This is a genomic window from Kribbella sp. NPDC051718 (genome assembly GCF_040681515.1).
Classification (GTDB): Bacteria; Actinomycetota; Actinomycetes; order Propionibacteriales; family Kribbellaceae; genus Kribbella.
On sequence record NZ_JBFAYZ010000008.1, the window covers coordinates 9,597 to 30,005 of the forward strand.

Sequence of the window (20,409 nt, forward strand, 5' to 3'; positions counted from 1 at the left end):
CCTAGTGCGGGCTCAGGACTCCCGCGCGACCATTCCAGGATGCGGCGAGCTGGGCCCATTCTCAGCCGTCAGCTTCGCCTCCAAAGCGCCGGCGATCCGCAGGTAGGCCTGCCTGTGGTAGTGAAAGATCAGACCCTGATCGGGGGACGCGAGATCCGCGAGGCTCTCGACGGCTCCACGGAGGTCGACAACGTCCACCGTCTCGTGGCTGTCGCTGACCTCGGCGACAGCCCGGTTCACAGCCCGGTTTCGGCGAGCCTGGTTGTCGCCGTTGGCATAGGTCATCGACGAGACGAACTCGGGGGCGTTCAGCAGCAGCAACCGGGTTTCGCCCAGCCTTCCGGCTAGTTGAGCGATGCCGTCGGCGATCTCATCCGGAGTGAGAGGCTGGTCCGGCTCGAACTCATCCAGGAAACGCTTCCGGCCTGACCGGGAGCCCCACCAGTGCTCCCAGTCCTCCTCCGATGAAGATCTCGTCAGGTGCACGTAGCTGGGTACCCGCTCTCCCGTCTCGCGATGTCTCATCGTCAAGCACGCGTAATCCACCCACAGACTCAGCACCACCACCCGCAACGAAGGCCGATAGATGTCACAGGTCCAGTTGGTGAGCCAGGGAAGCGAATCCAGGATGCCGGCTCGCGAGCGCCAGACGAGGTCGAGAACGAGCAAGGAACTGTGCCCGTACTGCTGCACCGGTCCTGAGGACTCGATCAGCTGCCAATCGGACCGCTCCTGAATGCTCGAGCTGACCAAAGGGGCTATCGCCTGCAGATCACAGCCGCCGACAAAGAAGTGATCCACACTCGCTGACGGAGGCCTCACGGCCGGTACGGCTGTGCCGACGGAGATCCAGTCCACGACCTCGTCTCGCATCGGGTCGGCGCCGGTGCCGCGCGCCAGTTCCGGCGCCTGTACTCCGAGCCGCTGGAGCAACCACCGCTCGACTCCCATGTTCATGATTCGGCAGGAGAAGAACGCGTGCAGAAGTCGCCGTTCGGGCTCCATCACCGCGTAGTAGCCGATCAGTCCGTAGTCGCCATATTGATCGCGCAGGAACAAACAACCGCAGGTCAGGTCCGGCCGCGCCGAGAGCTGCCGTACTTCCGCTACGGACAGCCGACTGCTCGTCAGGTTCAGCTGGTTACTCCGCAGCGACAGCTCGGCGACCCGCTCTTCGAAATCGGTCACCGGCAGCATCGAGACGACGATTCGACTCTGTCGGAGGAAATCAGCGTTGCTGGTCGCGGGTTGCCGAGTACGAGCCGCCGCGCGTCGCTCCAGGATCTTGTAGGCCGCCAGGCGCGTGCGCTCGGCATCAACGAACTCCAAGGTCGCTGGAGACACCGGCCGCAGGTCGTCGGGGGCGGCGGTAACGACACCACATGCTCCCCGTACTTCCGAGCGGATCCTGGCATTGTCGTCGACGAACAGGACCTGCTCCGGCCGGAGGTTGATCTGGTCGAGCAACTCCCGCATCATCATCGACTTCGGACTCCATGAGATGGCTGGGAGAACCACGAGGTCCCAGATTTCGTACCGGACAAGCGACTCACGGGCTCTGCCGAGGTCGTTGTTCGAGCACACCGAGCTGACGATCCCGGCCGAAGCCAGCGGCCCGATCCAACCCATCAGATCCGTCGGTTCGATCCCGTCTCCCTCGTCCAAGGTGCCTTTCCACAACGTCTCGTCGAGATCCCAGACCACCAGCTTGATGCCTTCAAACACGCGGACCGGTCCCCTCGTCCAGAGGCGCCGGCGCAGCTCGATACGACGCGATCACCGTGAGCCTGCTCAGCGCCGACTCGTTGCGCGAGACGCTGTGGTGGCAATCGGGCACCATCGCGAAGACGAAGAGCTGCCCGTACTCCGGTTGGAGTCGGATCACAGGAGTCTTCGCTGTCGTGTACACGGCCAACTGGCCGCTGTCGCCGAGGTTGCCGGACAGCCCCAGGACGGCGCGATGGGTGAAGGTCGGATGCCCGCCGTCACTGTGGATCGGAATCCTGTCACCCGGACGAAGTCGGTGCGCTTTGACCGCGGCCAGCTCGACGGACGTACCGAACTCTTCTTCCAGCAATCGAGGGATTGTAAGAGCCATCAACTGCTGGGCGATTGGAAGTTTCTCGATCATCAGGGTGATGAGCTGGCTGTCTTGTTCCGGGTAGCTGCTGGTACCCCGCCGCCAATGGCCAGTTGCGACCGGCGCATACAGTTCAGCCGCGGCAGCTCGCGCGGATTCTCCGACCGCGATCGCCCAGGGGTAGCTCAGCGGCGGTCGACTGACAGCGACGACTTCAACCTTGGGCTCATCCGTCAGCGCGCTGCCGTCTCGCCACTCGGCCTCGATCTGGGCAAGATTGGCGTCGAGCCACCTGTCCAGTCCCGCCGGCAACTCGCCGAGTCTGCCCTGCAGAAGCTCGGCCGTCGCATCCTCGACCCAGCCGCGCTCCCTGGCATGCGCCTCCCGGTTCCCACCGGAGCCCAACCCAAGCCGCTCGACCCGCGACCGAACGGTAGCTGCGCGGGCGAAGGAAGCCAGCCCGTGGATCACGTTCGGCAACTTCCTGCGGACGGCCGGCTTCCAGGGAACCGGCATGTCCAGCACCGATGTCGGCAACAGGTTCGGGCGGAGCTTCTCCAGCGTCTGGATCAGAGCATGGGCTTCTTCGTGGGCCAACGCCGCGAGAAGATCCGAGGATTCGCGGCCGAACGACGAGTACACCGTGAAGGGCGCGGCGTCGTCTGTTCCCGCGTCCGCCATCCCCGATCGCGCGGCCAGCGGGACCAGGCTGGTCAGATACCGTTCGAAGAGCCCTGGTACGACCACCTGTCCGAGCTTGGCCGCGTCCTCCAGTTCCGTGGTCGCGGTGAGTACTGTCCCCGGCGGTGCGAGGTCGAACTGCGACCGTGAGCGCGGCGTCCGGTAGAGGTCCTCATACCGGTCGACCGTCAGAGCGCCGATCTGCGGAAGCTCGATCGCTTCACAGTCGAGTTGGCCTTGCCGCACGGAAACGCATCCGGCTGAACTGCGGACGGCGAGACCGGTGGCCGGCAACGAGATCCATTTCTCCCCCAACCTCACCTTGCAGCTGTGATCGGCACCGGAAGCCACTGCGGCTGCAAGCTCGAAACGGCCGAAGTCGGCATCGAGCCGACGGACGAGGCCGATGTCATCGGCCGACAGCGCGGCGTACATCTCGGTCAGCCACAGGTAGGCCGCACCACCCGAGATCACCTGCGGCGCAGCCTCTGCTACTGCTCCGATCCGTTCAGCGAGGGTCAGATCGGGCACCGCCGAAAGGATGCCCGCCAGCGTCGAAAATGACTGCTGGACCAGGCTGCCGAACTCTTCGTAGATGGTGAAGCAGGTGAGCGGATCGACATCCAGCCGGGAGACTTCAGCCCAGCCACCGAAGGTCATCACCGCACCGACCGGATGCTCGTCAAGGCAACGCCCAGCTCGGCGATCACTCGGTCCAGATCGATCCGGTAGTCCACCCACCTCGTCAGGTTCGAGGACGGCTCGAACCTGACGTCGACCGCTGTATAGAGGCAGTCCGGTCCGTAGAGGTTGCGGCGGCTCGTACACACTCGTAGGTGCGTGGCTGTGACGAATTCAGCACTGCGGCGCACCAATTCCTCGACGACGGCGATCTGGCGGTTCGAGAACGTCACGACGCCGCAGTACGCCTCCGAGAAGACCTCGACCGGTACCGAGTCGACAAGGTGGGCCTCGCAACTCGAATAGGTCACGAAGTCCCACCCGCGGACCAGCTCGAGCACGAGCGGACGAATCCGGGGTTCGATCGAGTAGGCGAAGTCCTGATGATGCCGGGACAGCGAGGCACCCTGCTGGAGGGCAAGCTCGCCGACTGGCTTCCGCCGGGATTCCGATCCCGTGTCCCAGATGACCCGTTCCGAGTTCCGCCAGTGGTCAGGATCGGTCCAGGAGCGAAGGAAGTCGGGCAGATCACTGAGGTAGTTGTAGCCGCGCTGTGCCCGGAGGAAGTACACCGTGGTCAAGAAGCCGCCCTTCTGGTCGAGCTGCTCCGTCGCCTCCAGAAGGAAGCCTGCCTCTGCCGCGACCGCGGCCATCGCCGAGGCCGGCAGTTCGATCGACGACAGCCGGTCCTGATGTACGGCACCGCGGTACTCGACCGTCAGCTGATGGGAGAAGCTTTCGGCGTCCTGGCGGTCGATCAGTTGGGTGATGCTGAGACCGTCGGCGGTGGTCCACTCCAACCGGCCGACGCTGACCGGCTGCTGCTCGATCACGAGTACGCCATAGTCCGGCATCGCACCCCGGATAGCTCGCAGACTCTGTCTGAACGAGTCCATCGAATCCGTCAGGAAGAGGGAATGAGCGAAAGCACAGACGACATCGAACGCTCCGAACTCGGCCAGGCCGGCGAAATCTTGTACGACGACGTCGACCGCGGGAACAGCCGATGACGCGTGTTCAGCCAGCATCCGGGAAGAGTCCAGTCCGAGGTTCTTCGATCCTGCCAGCCGATCGAACCAGTAGAGATGTCTACCGACCCCACAGCCCAGATCGGCGAGCCTCTTACCCTCCAGAGTTCCGGTCCTGGCCAGCACCAACTCCACGGCCGGCCTGGCTTCAGCGAGGCTGTCCGGCCTGAGGCCCGCCGATGTCATCAGGTACCAGATATCGCGTTGTTCCCATGCCTGAGCCAATCCCGAGCGCAGTGCGTCGAGTTGGCCTGCCCATCTACTCATGGAACCAGTGAGCCCGTACGAGGTGTGGCTCTGCGCAGCAGATCCGCCCGGATATGCGCGATCAACTTGTAGAGATCCGCGCAGTACACCGTCTTGTTCTTGAATCCGTGGACGTCGTCCCAGCGGTGAGTGATGAGCCCGGCCCCACAGATCTCGCGGACCGGACAGGCAAGACATTCATCGCTCAGGGCAGCAAGCCCGATCTGTCGCGAAATGATGCCCGGATGGGCGAGAACATCATCCAGTGAATGGTCGATCACGTTGGCTCCGGTGGTCTCGGCACCGCCATAAGCGATGCCGATGTGGTCGACCAGTTCGATGGCCCCGTCTGCCTCGATCACCGCGAGACTCGCCGGCGCCAGGCCCAGCGCCTCGAAGCTGGCCAGACCTCCGATCAGGAGGTTGATCAGGTCTTCGAATATCCGCACCTGCATCCGCTGCTCGGCACCGGCCCAGTGGTCGTAGATCCTGATCAGCCAGTCCGCGTAGGGCGCGGCCGCGAAAACTCCGCGGTCCGCACTTTTGCCCGGCGGCAACGAATTCCAGGTCCCATGCGGAAGCAGGAAATCGACACTGGTGAATCCCAGGTCCGCGACCGCGCGATAGACCCCGACCGGATCGGACTCGATGTCTATGACGGCAAGGGCACCCTGAACCAGGCCATCGACCCCAGCAAGCACTTGAATACCCGACTTGGTCCGCAAATAGGACGACTTGCCACCCAGATCGACACGATGCCTATTGGCGAACTCGTCGCCGTCGATGCTGATCCCCAGTTTGATACCCAGCCGGCCGAGTTCGACCGCGACCGTCTCGGTCGCCAGCGTCGCGTTGGTCTGCATCGAGAATTCCACCTCGACCGGAGCGAGCCGGGCACGCATCAGTTCCACGAATTCCGTGATGGGACGGGCACCGCGCAGCAGTGGCTCACCACCGTGCAGCGAAACCCCGACTCGGGACAGGCCGTGCGCCATCGCATGCTCACGGACCCTGGCCGCCGCCCGCTCGACGACAACCGGTTCCATGAATCGTGGTGCGGTCTTCCAGGATTCGTCGCCGAGATTGTAAACATAGCAGTAGTCGCAATTCAGGTTACATCGCGTCTCTACCTTGAAAATAAATTCGTTGAGCGGAGTCGGACGCCAACCGGACGCCAAGAGCTCCGCATACCGAACGGTGCCGTCATACGGCCAGCTCGCCACGCGTCAGGAATTGTGACTGCCGAATTGACCGTGCTTGAAGAAGTCCGGAGCCTCACCCAGCTCTTCCTCCTCAAGCCGCTTCACCGCGTTCTTGAGTATGGCGTCGTTATCCTGCGAAGCCTTGACCAGATCTGAAAGCTTGACACCGTCGACTGCTACTACCTCATCCATCATGTCCCCCTCAGGAATTACGTGCCCGAATATCCCTGGACTATAGGACCGGGGCTCCTGAGGGTCAACGAGCTGGACGCCCTGGACAGCCACGGACATTTACCGCACTCGCACCGACCGGCCGATTTCAAAAACATGAGACGGCCCCCGACCGAATATCAAGACAAACCAACGCATGAAAGACGAGCCAGGTGACCAGTGCCACCGACGGTCGAGGCGTGGCGCCGACTTGGCCGGAATGATCCGGACGGGCTAAGGTGCCAGCGTGTCGAGAGTGACCGATCGAGCTGCCGTGCGGGCCGCGGTGATCTTCGGTGACCACTCGTATCGCAGCGATCTGTACCAGTAGGGCCGGCTTTTCACCGAGCCAACCCCTACCTTCTTTCTTGCGCTGCAAAGGATTACTCATGCATGACCTTTCCTTGCCACTCGTCGACCTGCACCGGCACCTCGAAGGGTCGATCCGGACGAGTACGGTGCTCGACATCGCCGAGCGCACCGGGCACGAGCTCGCTGGCCGGGTGAAGCCTCGTACTGCGCTCGTCGCTGATGGCTCCGAGGGCGGGCTGCTTCCGTACCTGGACAAGGTCGACGTCGCGATCGGCGTACTGTCCGGATTGGATGACTGGAGTCGCGCGGCGGGCGAGGCTGTCGATGACGCCTTCGACGACGGGCTGGACTATCTGGAGTTGCGGTACTGCCCGGGGATCATTGCCCATGACACCGGTCTGGCGCCTGAAGCGGTGATCGATGCGGTGTCGGGTGCGGTGGTGGAGCGGTCGGCCAGGTGGGGGTTGCCGGTCGGGTTGATCGGGATCGTGGTCCGGCATCTCGGCGCGGACTCGGCCGAGCAGCAGATGGCGACGTTGCTGTCGCGCCGGGAGACCTTCTGTGCGGTCGATCTGGCGGGCGACGAGGCGAACTTCCCGGCGGAGCTGTTCGCAGATGCTTTCGCCAAGGCACGGGAGGCGGGGTTGCACGTCACCATCCACGCGGGCGAGGCGTCCGGTCCGCAGAGCGTGTGGGATGCGGTCAACCACCTCGGAGCCGAGCGCATCGGGCACGGCGTACGAGCTGCTGAGGATCCGGCGTTGATGGAGTGGTTGGCTGCGCATGGCGTCACGCTGGAGGTGTCGCTGACTAGCAATACGCAGACCGGGGCGGCTCCGAGCTACGCAGACCACCAGATCCACAAGCTGCTGGCCGCTGGAGTGCCGGTCACGCTGAACACCGACAACCCACGAGTAAGCGACGTCAAGCTGTCGCAGGAGCACCGTGCGGCGGTGGTCGAGGTCGGTCTGACTGCCGAACAGCTAGCGCTGGTCGCACGTCAGTCAGCGGCAGCCGCCTTCGGCGATGTGGGCACGCTCGGCAACGAGCGCTGAAGGCGGGCGCGGAGCGAGGCGCGGCCGGCGCGGGTTGTTGAACCCGAGCCGGCCCGGGCTTCCCTAGGGACGGGAGGGAGACCGGGCCGGCGGCGTGCGCCTGGAGGGGCGCACTGGAGGGGGTCAGCTGTCGGAGACCAGGACGCCGCCGTTGGCTACGTCGGACTTTTCGATTTCCTGGAAGACGATCCGGACTGCTTCGCGCTTGGCGCCAAGGATGGCGATTGCGGAGTCGGTGACGGCGGCGACGAACTCTCGGCGCTGGTCGAGGGTGCGGCCGGAGAGCAGTTCAACGGTGATGTTCGGCATAAAGAGGCTCCTTGGAGATCAGTTGATTTGGTTGGTGATGGCTAGCTGACTGCGGCTGCTCGTCGGGCGAGCACCTCGTCGGAATCGTCGGGGTCGGAGTTCAGGGAGTCGAGTAGCTCGTCGACGGACTCGCGGCGTTCCGGCAGGAGCAGGCCGAGGCCGACGTACACGACCAGCGATACCGCCAGCGGCAGCGCGACCACCATCGTGGTGTCCTTCGACTCGATGATCCACTTGACCACCGCCCAGACGATCAGGCCGGACGCCCAGGAGGCGATCGCCGCCCGGGAGCCGGAGCGCCGGAACCATGGCAGCAGGCCGAGCATCAGCGGGATCGAGATCGGTCCCATCGTCGCGGCCACCAGGTCCACGACGATCTTCAGCACCACGCCCTGACCGTTGGTGATGATCGCGATCAGCATGCTCAGCGTGACGAAGGTGAAGGTGGTGATCCGGGCGAACTTCAGGGTCGCCACGTCGGACAGCTTGCGCAGCTTCGGTACCAGCACCGGGCCGATGTCGCGGGTGATCACGGACGAGATCACGTTCGCGTCGGAGGCGACCATCGCCATCGTGTGCGAGAAGAACCCGGCCAGGACCAGCCCGATCAGCCCGCTCGGCAGCAGCAGTTGCGCCAGCTGGACGTAGGACTGCTCCGGCTTGGCCAGATCGGGGACGAGCAGCGGCGCGGCGCACATCGGGATGAAGAGCACCAGCGGCCAGACCAGCCAGAGGATCGACGACAACAGCGCGGACCGCTTCGCCTCGGAACCGGACGGCGCGGCCATGTAGCGCTGCGCCAGGTTCCACATGCCGCCGTTGTACTCGAAGGTCTTGATGAACAGGAACGCGATCAGGAAGACCGGTGTGTACGGCCCGTTCAGCGCCGACCCATGCCCCTCGGGCAGCTGACCCCACATCTTCCACAGCGTGGGAATCCCGTCCAGCTGCGAGAGAACGCCGACGAACATCGCGATCCCCGCCGCGGCCTGGATGATGAACTGACCGAAGTCGGTGAGCACGTCGGCCCACAGTCCGCCCAGCGTCGCGTACAGCATCGTCACCACGCCGGTGAGCAGGATGCCCCAGCGCATCGGTACGCCGGTGAAGCCGTTCAGCAACACGGCGATCGCGACCCACTTGGCGGCGATGTCGACCACCTTGAGCGCCGCGCCGGAGTACGCGAGCACCTGCTGCGTCGGCAGGTTGTACCGCTTGGCCAGGTACTCCAGTGGCGAGACCACACCGTGTTTCGCGCGGAGCCGGTTCCATCGGGCGGCGAAGAGAAACGCGCCGATGCCGACACCGACACCGATGGAGACGGCCCACCAGACGTACACGGTGATGCCGTAGGTGTAGGCGACCGCCGCGAAGGCGACGAACATGACCGCGCTGTAGCCGGACATGTGGTGCGAGATGCCGGACAGCCACCAGGGAATCCGGCCACCGGTGGTGAAGTAGTCCACCACCGTCTTGATCTTGGTGCGCGACCAGAGGCCGATCAGCACCATCAGCACGAAATAGCCGGCCAGCACCGTCCAGTCGAGCGCTGTCATGTGAACCTCCAAGAGGGCGGAACTTGGTATCACGAGACGGAACTTCTACTAGGAAAGCATTTGTACTCTTGACTTGAGGTTCTGTCTAGTAGAACTTGGTTCCATGAATTCGCCTCTTCAGGTCCGGCATGCGACCCACCCCGCACAGGTTCCGGGGTTCGACACCGCCGCTCTCCGCGAGCACTACCTGGTCGACGACCTGTTCACCCCGGACACGATCACCGCGGTGCTCACCCACCACGACCGGATCGTGCTGGCCGGCGCCCGCCCGGTCAGCGGCCCGCTCACCCTGGGCACCTGGCCGGAGCTGCGCAGCGAGTTCTTCCTCGAGCGCCGCGAGGCCGGCATCGTCAACGTCGGCGGCGCCGGCACGGTGACGGTCGACGGCACCAAGTTCGAGCTCGTCACCGGCGCCTGCCTGTACGCCGGCCGCGGCGCCCGCGAGGTCGTCTTCGAAGGGACCGACGCCGCGTTCTACCTGTTCTCCGCGGCAGCACACACCGACTTCCCGACCACCCTCGTCCAGCCCGGCGAGGGCAACCGGCTCGAGCTCGGCGACCAGCAGACCGCGAACCGCCGCACCATCGACCAGTACATCCATGCCGACGGCGTGAAGAGCTGCCAGATCGTGCTCGGCGTGACGACCCTGCACGCGGGCTCCACCTGGAACACGATGCCCGCGCACACCCACGACCGCCGGACCGAGTGCTACCTGTACTTCGGGCTGCCCGAATCGGACCGGATCGTGCACCTGCTCGGCGAGCCCGAGGAGACCCGGCACCTGATCATCGCCGACCGCGAGGCCATCATCTCCCCCAGCTGGTCGCTGCACTCCGGCGTCGGCACCGCGGCGTACAGCTTCGTCTGGGCGATGGCCGGCGAGAACCAGGCCTTCGCGGACATGGACGGTGTCGACGTGAAGGATCTGCGGTGACGCAGCCGTCGTCCTTCTCGCTCAAGGGAAAAACCGCACTCGTGACAGGCGCGCGCCGGGGCATCGGCGCCGCCATCGCGGCCGGACTGGCGGCGGCCGGCGCGGACCTGATCCTGATGGCACGCGATGCCGCACTGGAAGACACGCTCGAAGCGATCAAGGAGAACGGCGGCGGCGCGGCGACCATCGTGACGGCCGACTTCGCCGACCCGGCCGCAGTCGAGCAGGCGGCGATCGCAGCGGTGGAGGGAGCTGCTGCGGCGGGCCGTCAGATCGACATCCTGGTCAACAACGCCGGCGCCATCCGGCGTGCGCCAGCGGCAGCCACGGGGGCGGCTGACTGGCAGCACGTGATCGACGTGAACCTCAACTCCACCTGGGCGGTGACCCGTCCGATCGGTGCGGCGATGGTGGCGCGCGGCAGTGGCAAGATCATCACGATCGCTTCCCTGCTGAGCTTTCAGGGTGGGATCAACGTTCCGGCGTACACGGCGAGCAAGCATGCGGTGGCCGGGCTCACGAAGGCGCTGGCCAACGAGTGGGGCGCGGCCGGTGTCCAGGTGAACGCGATCGCGCCGGGGTATATCAGTACCGACAACACGACCGACCTGCGGGCCGACGTGGAGCGGGAAGCGGCCATCCGCGACCGCATCCCGGCCGGTCGCTGGGGCCGGCCCGAAGACCTGATCGGCGCCGCGGTCTTCCTGGCCTCGGCGGCGTCCGGCTACGTCAACGGACACGTACTGGCCGTCGACGGTGGCTGGCTAGCCAGATAAGAGGTGACAGGATGAGCGACATGAGTTCGCCCTCGGCCATCGACAAGACGCTGATGGTGCTCGACGCCGTCCTCGAGCACTCCCGGTTCACCGACGTGGTGACGGCCACCGGCCTGGCCAAATCGACCGTGCACCGGATCATGGCCTCGCTCGTCGAACACGACTTCGTCGCGCAGTCGGAAGACGGTTCGTACCATCCGGGCCCGAAGGCGCTGCGGCTGGCCGGCCACGCGCTCACCAACGTCGACCTGGCCACGGTCGCCCGGCCGGTACTGGCCGACCTGGTCGCGCAGACCCGCTGCACGGTGCACGTCGGGCTGCTGAACGGCGACGAGGCGATCTACGTCGCCCGGCTGGACGGCCCCAAGCCGTACCGGATGCCGTCGCGGGTGGGCAAGGCGTTCTGGCTGCACTGCACCGGCATCGGCAAGGCGCTGCTCGCCGAGAAGGACGACGAGGCGCTCGATGCGCTCGTCACCCGGACCGGCCTGCCGGCCCGTACTCCCCTGACCCACACGACCGCCGCCTCGCTGAAGGCGGATCTCACCCAGGTCCGGGCCCGCGGCTACGCGCTGGACGACGAGGAGAACGAGCCCGGCATCCGCTGCGTCGCGGCCGTCATCCACGACCACACCGGTACGGCGATCGCGGCCGTCAGCATCTCGACGTTGTCGCTGGAGCAGTCCATCGCCCAGGTCGCCTTGATGGCGCCCGCCGCGATCGAGGCGGCCCGGAAGATCTCGGCGGCGCTCGGCTACATGGAACCCACACACTGAGTTCTCAATCCTGCGCGGTCCGTTGTCACTGGGTCTCCGCGGCGTTAGCATCGGCTTTGATTATTAGGAAACTTTCTTAACGATCAGAGGCCCACTCCCGCCCCAGGAGGCCCATCCATGAGACGACGACTACCCCACTGGTTACTGGCGACAGCGTTGGTCGCCGGCGTCTGTACGGCGATCCCCGCCGCCGGCGCCCTACCCAGAGCAGAGGCAGCACCCTCGGCCGCTGCGATCCCGAGCTTCCTGTTGCAGACCTCTGCCCAGGTCTCCGACGACTCCGCCGTCACCAAGCCGGGCTTCCCGACCAGCGGCTGGCTGCCGGTGTCGTCGCGCTCGACCGTGTTCGCCGGGTTGCTGCAGAACGACAAGTACCCGGACCCGTTCGTGTCGACCAACATGAAGAACGTCGACAAAGCCCAGTTCACCGTGCCCTGGTGGTACCGCTCGGAGATCCAGGTCACCGACACCACACAGCGCACGTACCTCGACTTCAGCGGCGTGCTGTCCCGCACCGACGTCTGGGTCAATGGCGTCCGGGTGGCCGACAAGACTCAGACGGCCGGCGCCTACACCCGGCACGACCTCGACATCACCGCGCAGGTGCACGCCGGCAGCAACGCGGTCGCGTTCAAGGTCTACCCCAACGACCCCAACAACGACCTCACGATGGGCTGGATCGACTGGGCCCAGACGCCGCCCGATCAGAACATGGGTATCGTCCGCGACGTCGTCGTCCGGCACAGCGGTCCGGTCGCGCTGCGTGGCGCTCACGTGGTCACCAAGTTGACCGTGCCGGCGCTCAACCACGTGGACCTCACTCCGAAGGTCGACGTGCGCAACGACTCGGCGGCTGCCGTGACGACGACGGTCCACGGCACGGTGGCCGGCGTACCGGTCAGTCAGTCGGTTTCCCTTGCGGCCAAGGAGAAGAAGACGGTCACGTTCGCAGGAGTCGGGCTGGACAACCCGAACGTGTGGTGGCCGGCCGGGATGGGCGGGCAGCCGCTCTACTCCTTCGACGTGACGGCGTCGGTCTCCGGTACGACGTCTGACACGGCGTCGGAGAAGTTCGGCGTACGGGATGTGAAGGCGCCGCTCAACAGCAGTGGCGGGCGGGCGTACTCGATCAACGGCCGGCCGTTGCTGGTCAAGGGTGGTGGCTGGTCGCCGGATCTGTTCCTGCGCTGGGACGCGACGTATGCGGCCGACAAGCTCAAGTACGTCAAGGATCTGGGCCTCAACACGGTCCGGCTCGAAGGACACATCGAGCCGGACGAGTTCTTCGAGATGGCTGACCAGCTGGGCGTACTGACCATGCCCGGCTGGGAATGCTGCGACAAGTGGGAAGGCCAGGTCAACGGCGGCGAGCAGGGCAACACCTGGACCGCCGAGGACTACGTGACCGCCAAGTCGTCGATGACGGCCGAGGCCGAGCGGCTGCGGAACCACCCGAGCGTGCTGACGTTCCTGATCGGCAGCGACTTCGCGCCGAACGCGACGATCGAGAAGAACTACCTGGACGCGCTGAACGCCGCGGACTGGAAGACTCCGGTGATCCCAGCCGCGTCGGCGAAGTCGTCACCGCAGCTCGGCAGCTCCGGGATGAAGATGAACGGGCCGTACGACTGGATCCCGCCGAACTACTGGTACGACAAGGCGCACACCGACTCCGGCGGCGCGTGGGGTTTCAACTCGGAGACCTCGGCCGGGCCGGACATCCCGACGCTGGACACGCTGAACCGGATGCTCACGCCGGCTGAGCTCGAGGTGTTGTGGAAGAACCCGGCGGCGACGCAGTACCACCGGTCCTCGTCCTCGACGTTCGGCAACCTGAAGTTGTTCGGCAACGCGTTGTCCGGCCGGTACGGTGCTCCTTCTGGCTTGGCCGACTACGTCAAGAAGGCTCAGCTGGCGGCGTACGAGAACGTGCGGTCCGAGTTCGAGTCGCACAACCGGAACTTCACCGACTCGTCGAATCCGTCGACCGGGTTGATCTACTGGATGCTCAACAGCGGCTGGACCTCGCTGCACTGGCAGCTGTTCGACACGTATCTCGACCAGAACGGCGCGTACTACGGTGCCAAGAAGGCGAACGAGCCGCTGCACATCCAGTACTCCTACGACAACAAGTCCGTTGCCGTGATCAACCAGAACCATGCCGCGGCCTCCGGGCTGACGGCTTCGGTCAAGCTCTACAACATCGACGGCACGGAGAAGTTCTCCCAGTCGGCGGCAGTCACCGTGCCTGGCGACGGCGGCAAGACGACCGCGCTCACGATCCCAGCGGTCAGCGGGCTCTCGACGACGTACCTGGCGAAGTTGGTACTGACGAACTCGTCCGGCGTCGAGGTCAGTCGCAACGTTTACTGGCTGTCCACCAAGGCGGACACGCTCGACTGGAACAACACCGACTGGTACTACACGCCGACCACCAGCTACGCCGACCTGACCGGTCTGTCGAGCCTGGCCCAGACGGCTGTCTCGGCGAACGCTTCGACAACCGCTGCTGGTGACACCACGACGACCACGGTGACGCTGAAGAACACGTCGACGGCGAAGACGCCGGCGTTCTACCTCGACGCGCACATCGTCGGGGCTAGCGGGAAGCCTGTACTGCCGGTGCAGTGGAACGACAACGCGGTCTCACTCTGGCCGGGCGAGACGGTTGTGCTGCGGGCGTCGTACCGTACTTCGGATCTCCAAGGCGCGGCGCCTTCGGTGCGGGTGTCCGGGTGGAACACGGCGACGCAGACGGTCCCCGGCAACGGCGGTGGACCGACTGATCCGCAGCCGGTGGTCTACGAGGCCGAGGACGCGACGATCACGTCCGGTCTGGTCGAGTCGAACCACGCGGGCTTCACCGGGCGTGGCTTCGTGAACTACGACAACGTGGTCGGCAGCGCGGTCGAGTGGACGGTCAACGCCGCTACTGCCGGGCCCGCCACCGTCGTACTCCGGTACGCCAACGGCACGACCACGAACCGGCCGATGAACGTCTCCGTCAACGGCACGGTCGTGTCCTCAGGGCTGGCGTTCGCTGGTACCGGCAACTGGGACACCTGGCAGACCAAGACCCTCACGGTCAATTTGGTGGCCGGGAGCAACAAGATCAAGACGGTGGCGACCACCGCCAACGGCGGTCCGAACGCGGACAGCCTGACCGTTTCCTAAGTGATTTCGGCCGCCACCTGCCTCAGCAGGTGGCGGCTTTCACAGCTCCCGGTACTCCGCGCCGATGCCGACCGAACGGCGGTCGGCCACCCGTTGGGCGGTCTCCCGGAGCTCGTCGACCAGGTCTGCGTCGGAGTCGAGCATTCCTTGCATCTTGACGCTGTCCTGGGCGGCGAACATGACCGCGACGGTGACCTCGTGGTCCGGCTTCGACAGGACTGTGATGCTGTCGTCCGCGCCGACGGTGCCGGTCCGGAGCACCTTCAGATAGGCGCCCGGGCACCCTGCCTGATGGAACCGCTTGACCCAGCCTTTGATCTCCATCCGGTGCTGGAAGGTGATACACGGGACGCGCGGCGCCCGCACCATCACCTCGACCTCGTCACCGATCCGCCAGACCTCACCGATCAGCGCGTTGGTGATATCGAGCCCTTCGGTCCGAAGATTCTCCCCGAACAACCCGGTCGGAATCTCCCGCCCGAGCTGGTCACTCCACCAGCGCGCGTCCTCCTCGGCGTAGGCATAGAGCGCCTGGTCCGGTCCCCCATGGTTCTGCACATCACAGACCCGGTCACCCTCCAGACCCAGCTCCCCCACCGGCACCCGCCGGCTCTGCGGCCGCTTGTCGATCGCCGTGAACCCCGTCTCCTTGGGCCCCGGAATCAGCTCTTCGACCACATTCACCGTCAGCACGCGCATACCAGCCATGGTCCCTCGCGCGAGACCGCCCGGCTAGCGATTTAGTCCTGGATCGCCTTCACGATGGCGATGTTGCGGGTCAGCCAGTCCTGCGGGAGGAACGCGTCGAGGGTGGCGGCTCGCAGGACGTTGAGGACATTGATCATCTGGCGGACGATGATCCAGTCGCGGGCCCGCTCTTCGTCCAGTTCGGCGGTGTCGATGGCGGCGTAGAAGCGCTGGCGGACCCGGAAGCGGATGTCACCGGTGGCGACGACCTCGTCCCAGCGGTTCCAGATCAGCGGCGCGACTTCGAAGTACGGGTCGCCGGACAGCGGCTTGGGATCGATCACCAGCCACGGCTCACGGTCCGCCGCCAGCACGTTCTCGTAGTGCAGGTCGGTGTGGATCAGTTTGCCGTCGCAGGCCGGGTCGGAGGCGAAATCGGTGGCCAGCGAGATCGCCTGTTCGACGTACCGGTGAGGCACCGGCGCCGACGCGGGCAGTTGACGGAAGCCCTCGATCCACCGCTTCACCTCGTCCGACAAGGCCCGGTACTGCGGCCCCGCGGCGACATGCAGCTTCTTGTAGCTGGCGGCAACGATCTCGCAGGCCTCGAGATCGCCGACCGTCGTCAGGTCACGAGGCTGTAGACGCTCCAGCAGCAAGGCGAACCGGCGCGGATCGGCCCGCAGCAGTTTGACCGCACCGTTCCCGTCCCAGGCGCGCAGCGCGAGATGCTCGGTCTCCGCCTCCACGTGCGGAAACTGGACCTTGAGCACCGCCGGCGTACCGTCCTTGGCGAGCACGGGCACCACCAAGGCACATTCCCCGTACGCCGAACCGCCGTCGACCCGCAACTCCCACTGCGCGAGCAACTCGCCCACCAGCTTCGGCAGCCGGTCGAGCCAATCGGCCCACTCGGGACCGCGCGAACCGACCTTGCGGAACTCTGCGGGGATCTCGACCGGCACTACTTCTTGGCCTTCTCCGACGGCTCGTTGGTCTTGAGGGCGGCGATGAAGGCTTCCTGGGGGACCTCGACCCGGCCCACCATCTTCATCCGCTTCTTGCCCTCCTTCTGCTTCTCGAGCAGCTTGCGCTTCCGGGTGATGTCACCGCCGTAGCACTTGGCCAGCACGTCCTTGCGGATCGCCCGGATCGACTCGCGGGCGATGATCCGGGAGCCGATCGCGGCCTGGATCGGCACCTCGAACTGCTGCCGCGGGATCAGCTCCTTGAGCTTTCCGGCCAGCGCCACGCCGTACCCGTAGGCGTTGTCGCGGTGCACGATCGCGGAGAACGCGTCGACCGTCTCACCCTGCAGCAGGATGTCGACCTTGACCAGGTTGGCCGCCTGCTCGCCGGTCGGTTCGTAGTCCAGCGACGCGTAGCCCTTGGTCTTCGACTTCAGCTGGTCGAAGAAGTCGAAGACGATCTCGGCCAGCGGCAGCGTGTACCGCAGCTCGACCCGGTCCTCGGACAGGTACTCCATCCCGAGCAGGTTGCCCCGCTTGGTCTGGCACAGCTCCATGATGACGCCGATGAAGTCCTTCGGGCTGAGGATCGTGGCCCGGACGACCGGCTCGTAGATCTCGTCGATCTTGCCGTCGGGGAACTCGCTCGGGTTGGTGACGACGTGTTCCTTGCCGTCCTCCATGGTGACCCGGTAGACCACGTTCGGCGCGGTCGAGATCAGGTCCAGGTCGAACTCGCGCTCGAGCCGCTCACGGACGATCTCCATGTGCAGCAGACCGAGGAAGCCGCAGCGGAAGCCGAATCCGAGCGCGCCCGAGCTCTCCGGCTCGTACTGCAGGGCCGCGTCGTTGAGCTGCAGCCGTTCCAGTGCGTCGCGCAGCGTCGGGTAGTCGTCGCCGTCGATCGGGAACAGCCCGGAGTACACCATCGGCTGGGGGTGCTTGTAGCCGCCGAGCGCCTCGGTGGCGCCACGGATGGCCGCGGTGACGGTGTCACCGACCCGGGACTGGCGGACGTCCTTCACGCCGGTGATCAGGTAGCCGACCTCGCCGACGCCGATGCTCGGCGACTTCATCGGCTCCGGGGAGATGACGCCGACCTCGAGCATCTCGTGCACGGCGCCGGACGACATCATCTTGATCTTGTCGCGGTGGGTCAGCTCGCCGTCGACGACCCGGACGTAGGTGACCACGCCGCGGTAGGTGTCGTAGACCGAGTCGAAGATCAGCGCCCGCGGCGGTGCGTCCTTCACGCCCTTGGGCGGCTCCACCTGGGCGACGATCTCGCTCAGCAACGCCTCGACGCCCTCGCCGGTCTTCGCCGAGACCCGCAGGACGTCGGACTCCTTGCAGCCGATGATGTGCGCCAGCTCGGCGGCGTACTTCTCCGGCTGGGCGCCCGGCAGGTCGATCTTGTTGAGGACCGGGATGATGTGCAGGTCCGCGTTCAGCGCGAGATACAGGTTGGCCAGTGTCTGCGCCTCGATCCCCTGCGCCGCGTCGACCAGCAGCACCGCGCCCTCACACGCCTCCAGCGACCGGGACACCTCGTAGGTGAAGTCCACGTGCCCGGGGGTGTCGATCATGTTCAGGATGTACGTCGTGCCGTCCGGGGCGAGCAGTCCACCCGGGCTGTCCGGCTGCGGGGCGTACGGCAGCCGCACGGCCTGCGACTTGATCGTGATGCCGCGCTCGCGCTCGATGTCCATCCGGTCCAGGTACTGCGCGCGCATCGCCCGGCCGTCGACGACACCGGTGATCTGCAGCATCCGGTCGGCCAGCGTCGACTTGCCGTGGTCGATGTGGGCGATGATGCAGAAGTTCCGGATCAGCGTCGGGTCGGTGCGACCGGGCTGCGGAACGGACGTGGGGCCAGCGGGCACGGAGAATTCCAGTTCGTCGTCTGAGGAGTCGGGCAACTGCCTAATCATCCCATGACAGGCCAACCATTTCCGACCAGGTGTTGATCACTCCTGGTCACGGCCTGGCCTTCTGGAGTGATATCACAGCGTTTCGGGAGCCTGGACGTCTCTAAGGGTGTGACGAACCTAGTGGTGAGTACCAGCCATCCTCACCAGGCGCCGGGCCCCGACGGCGCGCATGCCGCCGTCTCGGAGCTGTACGGCCTGCATTGGCGTGGCCTGGTGCGCCTGGCCGTCCTGGTGATCGATGACCGGCAGACCGCCGAAGACATAGTCCAGGAGGCCTTCGCCCAGCTGTACCGGCGATGGCCACTCAAGGAGTCCGACAAGGCACTCGCGTACCTGCGGACGATCGTCCTCAACGGGGGCCGCTCGACCCTGCGGCGGCGCAAGGTCGCCCGGCTCTACTCCCCGCCCCACCAGGCGCCCGAGGAGTCCGCCGAGAACACCGCATTGCTCGGTGAGCAGCGCCTCGAAGTACAGCGAGCGCTGCAGTCCCTCCCTACCCGCGCCCGCGAGGTCCTGGTCCTGCGCTACTACCTCGATCTCCCCTTCGACGAGATCGCGCAGACCCTCGGGATCAGCGCCTCCACCGCGCGATCGACCGCGTCTCGCGCCCTCACAGCCCTTACCAAGAAGCTGAAGGAAGCCCGATGAACGACACCGAGACCCGCCTGCGCGACTACCTGCAGACCAAGGCCGGCGAAGTACCTGATTCCGCCCAGGGCCCCGGCCTGGAACCGGCCGCCACCGGCACCCCTCGCCGCCGCTGGGCCCCGATGGTCCTGGCCGCCGCCAGCATCGGCGCAGTACTCATCCTGGTCGTGCCCTTCCTCGACAACCTGATCAACGATTCCCCCGCGACTTCGGCGCCGGTCTCCACCGGGCCGCTGCGGATCCCCTACACGGTGATCATCAACAACAAGCCGGACCAGCCGCTGGACACCTGGTGGGTGGCCCTCCACGACGGCGAACAGACGATCAAGAACCCGGGCGTGGAGGGTTCGGTCCTCGATCGCCTCGACCAGGGCTGGCTCGGGAAGACGGGCGACCTCGATCCGAAGAAGGCACAGGCTGTCGTCATCGGTCCGACCGGCAAGGTCAGACCGATCGGACCGGCCGGCGTCGACGATCCCGTCCTCTCCCCGGACGGACGGCAGATCGCTGTCGTGATCGCGCCGTACGGGGCGAAGGAGAGCCGGGTGGTGGTGCTGAACGTCGCGGACCGCCGGCAGGTGTCCGAGGTCAAGGTCCCGACACCGATGATGATGCTCGTCGGCTGGAACAAGGACGGGATCTGGATGCAGCCGCCCGCCCCACCGACTGATCCGCAGCCGACGTCCGTGTGGCGCCCCGGGTCGGCGGAGGTACGGGAGGTCGGCGACCTCGTCGTACCGCTGGAGGTGGCTCGTGGCAGCGGCACGGTCATCCAGACGACGTACAGTCGCGAGCGCGGCTATTGCCTCAAGCCCAGCACGCTGGGTGCGCAGGGGCTCGTCGCGATCCGGGAGTTCTGTGCCGGCGGCGGAGCGTATCCCTACCCGGCGCTCTCGTCGAACGGTGCCTTGATGGCCCTCGACACCGGGGATGTGCTCGACGTGGCCAGCGGCAGGGTCGCCAAGCTGCGATTGCCGGACGGGTTCGAGTCGTCGTTCGCGCCGGTCTTCGAGGACTCCGGCACGGTGATTCTGCTGGCCAGTTCCGCGAAGGATCAGAAGATCTTCCGGTGTGGCATCGCGAACGGGGACTGCGTTCCGATCGTGACCGCCAAGGCCAAGGAGATCCTGGCGCTGGTTCGCCCTTGATCCTGGC

17 protein-coding genes are annotated in these 20,409 nt (G+C 65.8%); 7 read left to right on the forward strand and 10 right to left on the reverse strand.

The window, feature by feature from the left end; all coding sequences use genetic code 11:
- Nucleotides 1-12: 12 nt before the first annotated feature.
- Genes AB0M15_RS27895 through AB0M15_RS27915 form a run of 5 tightly spaced genes read right to left on the reverse strand, consistent with a single transcriptional unit; the run spans nt 13 to nt 6,209 of the window.
- Nucleotides 13-1,725: a hypothetical protein gene (locus tag AB0M15_RS27895; protein WP_363824415.1), complete on the reverse strand. Its 1,713-nt coding sequence runs from the start codon at nt 1,723-1,725 to the stop codon at nt 13-15.
- Entirely contained in the window at nt 1,718-3,421 is a 1,704-nt protein-coding gene (locus tag AB0M15_RS27900; RefSeq protein ID WP_363824416.1) for an HEXXH motif-containing putative peptide modification protein, read from the reverse strand. The genes AB0M15_RS27895 and AB0M15_RS27900 overlap by 8 nt, the downstream gene beginning before the upstream one ends.
- Nucleotides 3,421-4,737: a class I SAM-dependent methyltransferase gene (locus AB0M15_RS27905; protein ID WP_363824417.1), complete on the reverse strand. Its 1,317-nt coding sequence runs from the start codon at nt 4,735-4,737 to the stop codon at nt 3,421-3,423. Before AB0M15_RS27905 ends, AB0M15_RS27900 begins: the two co-directional genes overlap by 1 nt.
- Entirely contained in the window at nt 4,734-5,939 is a 1,206-nt protein-coding gene (locus tag AB0M15_RS27910) for an FxsB family cyclophane-forming radical SAM/SPASM peptide maturase (protein ID WP_363824418.1), read from the reverse strand. Before AB0M15_RS27910 ends, AB0M15_RS27905 begins: the two co-directional genes overlap by 4 nt.
- 3 nt (nt 5,940-5,942) lie before the next feature.
- Nucleotides 5,943-6,209, reverse strand: coding sequence for a hypothetical protein (locus AB0M15_RS27915; RefSeq protein WP_363824419.1), 267 nt, complete (start codon nt 6,207-6,209; stop codon nt 5,943-5,945).
- Between the two features lie 308 nt (nt 6,210-6,517).
- On the opposite strand from AB0M15_RS27915, the gene add reads away from it, so the two are divergent.
- Nucleotides 6,518-7,495, forward strand: a complete 978-nt coding sequence (add, locus tag AB0M15_RS27920; protein ID WP_363824420.1) for an adenosine deaminase — start codon at nt 6,518-6,520, stop codon at nt 7,493-7,495.
- Nucleotides 7,496-7,618: 123 nt separating this feature from the next.
- Here add and AB0M15_RS27925 read toward each other — a convergent pair whose 3' ends face one another.
- On the reverse strand, nt 7,619-7,804 hold the full coding sequence (locus tag AB0M15_RS27925) for a tautomerase family protein (RefSeq protein ID WP_132194310.1): 186 nt from the start codon (nt 7,802-7,804) through the stop codon (nt 7,619-7,621).
- A 41-nt stretch (nt 7,805-7,845) separates the two neighbouring features.
- Nucleotides 7,846-9,360, reverse strand: coding sequence for a sodium:solute symporter family protein (locus tag AB0M15_RS27930; RefSeq protein ID WP_363824421.1), 1,515 nt, complete (start codon nt 9,358-9,360; stop codon nt 7,846-7,848).
- A 103-nt stretch (nt 9,361-9,463) separates the two neighbouring features.
- On the opposite strand from AB0M15_RS27930, the gene kduI reads away from it, so the two are divergent.
- The 4 genes from kduI to AB0M15_RS27950 all read left to right on the forward strand — a co-directional run bounded on the left by kduI (nt 9,464) and on the right by AB0M15_RS27950 (nt 15,020).
- The gene (gene kduI, locus AB0M15_RS27935) at nt 9,464-10,294 is read left to right on the forward strand and encodes a 5-dehydro-4-deoxy-D-glucuronate isomerase (protein ID WP_363824422.1); all 831 of its coding nucleotides are present in this window, start codon (nt 9,464-9,466) and stop codon (nt 10,292-10,294) included.
- On the forward strand, nt 10,291-11,070 hold the full coding sequence (locus tag AB0M15_RS27940; RefSeq protein ID WP_363824423.1) for an SDR family oxidoreductase: 780 nt from the start codon (nt 10,291-10,293) through the stop codon (nt 11,068-11,070). Before kduI ends, AB0M15_RS27940 begins: the two co-directional genes overlap by 4 nt.
- 20 nt (nt 11,071-11,090) lie before the next feature.
- Entirely contained in the window at nt 11,091-11,846 is a 756-nt protein-coding gene (locus tag AB0M15_RS27945; protein ID WP_363824424.1) for an IclR family transcriptional regulator, read from the forward strand.
- 117 nt (nt 11,847-11,963) lie between these two features.
- Nucleotides 11,964-15,020: a CBM35 domain-containing protein gene (locus AB0M15_RS27950; RefSeq protein ID WP_363824425.1), complete on the forward strand. Its 3,057-nt coding sequence runs from the start codon at nt 11,964-11,966 to the stop codon at nt 15,018-15,020.
- A 39-nt stretch (nt 15,021-15,059) separates the two neighbouring features.
- On the opposite strand, the gene AB0M15_RS27955 is transcribed toward AB0M15_RS27950, so the two are convergent.
- The 3 genes from AB0M15_RS27955 to lepA are packed head-to-tail and all read right to left on the reverse strand — an operon-like array spanning nt 15,060 to nt 18,558.
- Nucleotides 15,060-15,719, reverse strand: a complete 660-nt coding sequence (locus AB0M15_RS27955) for an MOSC domain-containing protein (RefSeq protein WP_363824426.1) — start codon at nt 15,717-15,719, stop codon at nt 15,060-15,062.
- Nucleotides 15,720-15,760: 41 nt separating this feature from the next.
- Nucleotides 15,761-16,672 (reverse strand): aminoglycoside phosphotransferase family protein, encoded by a 912-nt coding sequence (locus AB0M15_RS27960; RefSeq protein WP_363824427.1) that lies wholly within the window; start codon nt 16,670-16,672, stop codon nt 15,761-15,763.
- The gene (gene lepA / locus AB0M15_RS27965) at nt 16,672-18,558 is read right to left on the reverse strand and encodes a translation elongation factor 4 (protein WP_328321404.1); all 1,887 of its coding nucleotides are present in this window, start codon (nt 18,556-18,558) and stop codon (nt 16,672-16,674) included. The genes AB0M15_RS27960 and lepA overlap by 1 nt, the downstream gene beginning before the upstream one ends.
- A 156-nt stretch (nt 18,559-18,714) precedes the next feature.
- Here lepA and AB0M15_RS27970 point away from each other — a divergent pair, with 156 nt between their 5' ends.
- Entirely contained in the window at nt 18,715-19,254 is a 540-nt protein-coding gene (locus AB0M15_RS27970; protein ID WP_363824428.1) for a SigE family RNA polymerase sigma factor, read from the forward strand.
- Nucleotides 19,251-20,402, forward strand: coding sequence for a hypothetical protein (locus AB0M15_RS27975; protein WP_363824429.1), 1,152 nt, complete (start codon nt 19,251-19,253; stop codon nt 20,400-20,402). The genes AB0M15_RS27970 and AB0M15_RS27975 overlap by 4 nt, the downstream gene beginning before the upstream one ends.
- Nucleotides 20,403-20,409: the final 7 nt, after the last annotated feature.

What these genes read in the sequence shown, in the direction of transcription:
- AB0M15_RS27900 (WP_363824416.1), bottom strand. Translation starts at nt 3,421, where the DNA reads ATGACCTTCGGTGGCTGGGCTGAAGTCTCCCGGCTGGATGTCGATCCG.
- AB0M15_RS27905 (WP_363824417.1), bottom strand. Translation starts at nt 4,737, where the DNA reads ATGAGTAGATGGGCAGGCCAACTCGACGCACTGCGCTCGGGATTGGCT.
- AB0M15_RS27915 (WP_363824419.1), bottom strand. Translation starts at nt 6,209, where the DNA reads ATGTCCGTGGCTGTCCAGGGCGTCCAGCTCGTTGACCCTCAGGAGCCC.
- add (WP_363824420.1), top strand. Translation starts at nt 6,518, where the DNA reads ATGCATGACCTTTCCTTGCCACTCGTCGACCTGCACCGGCACCTCGAA.
- AB0M15_RS27925 (WP_132194310.1), bottom strand. Translation starts at nt 7,804, where the DNA reads ATGCCGAACATCACCGTTGAACTGCTCTCCGGCCGCACCCTCGACCAG.
- AB0M15_RS27930 (WP_363824421.1), bottom strand. Translation starts at nt 9,360, where the DNA reads ATGACAGCGCTCGACTGGACGGTGCTGGCCGGCTATTTCGTGCTGATG.
- kduI (WP_363824422.1), top strand. Translation starts at nt 9,464, where the DNA reads ATGAATTCGCCTCTTCAGGTCCGGCATGCGACCCACCCCGCACAGGTT.
- AB0M15_RS27945 (WP_363824424.1), top strand. Translation starts at nt 11,091, where the DNA reads ATGAGTTCGCCCTCGGCCATCGACAAGACGCTGATGGTGCTCGACGCC.
- AB0M15_RS27950 (WP_363824425.1), top strand. Translation starts at nt 11,964, where the DNA reads ATGAGACGACGACTACCCCACTGGTTACTGGCGACAGCGTTGGTCGCC.
- AB0M15_RS27955 (WP_363824426.1), bottom strand. Translation starts at nt 15,719, where the DNA reads ATGCGCGTGCTGACGGTGAATGTGGTCGAAGAGCTGATTCCGGGGCCC.
- AB0M15_RS27975 (WP_363824429.1), top strand. Translation starts at nt 19,251, where the DNA reads ATGAACGACACCGAGACCCGCCTGCGCGACTACCTGCAGACCAAGGCC.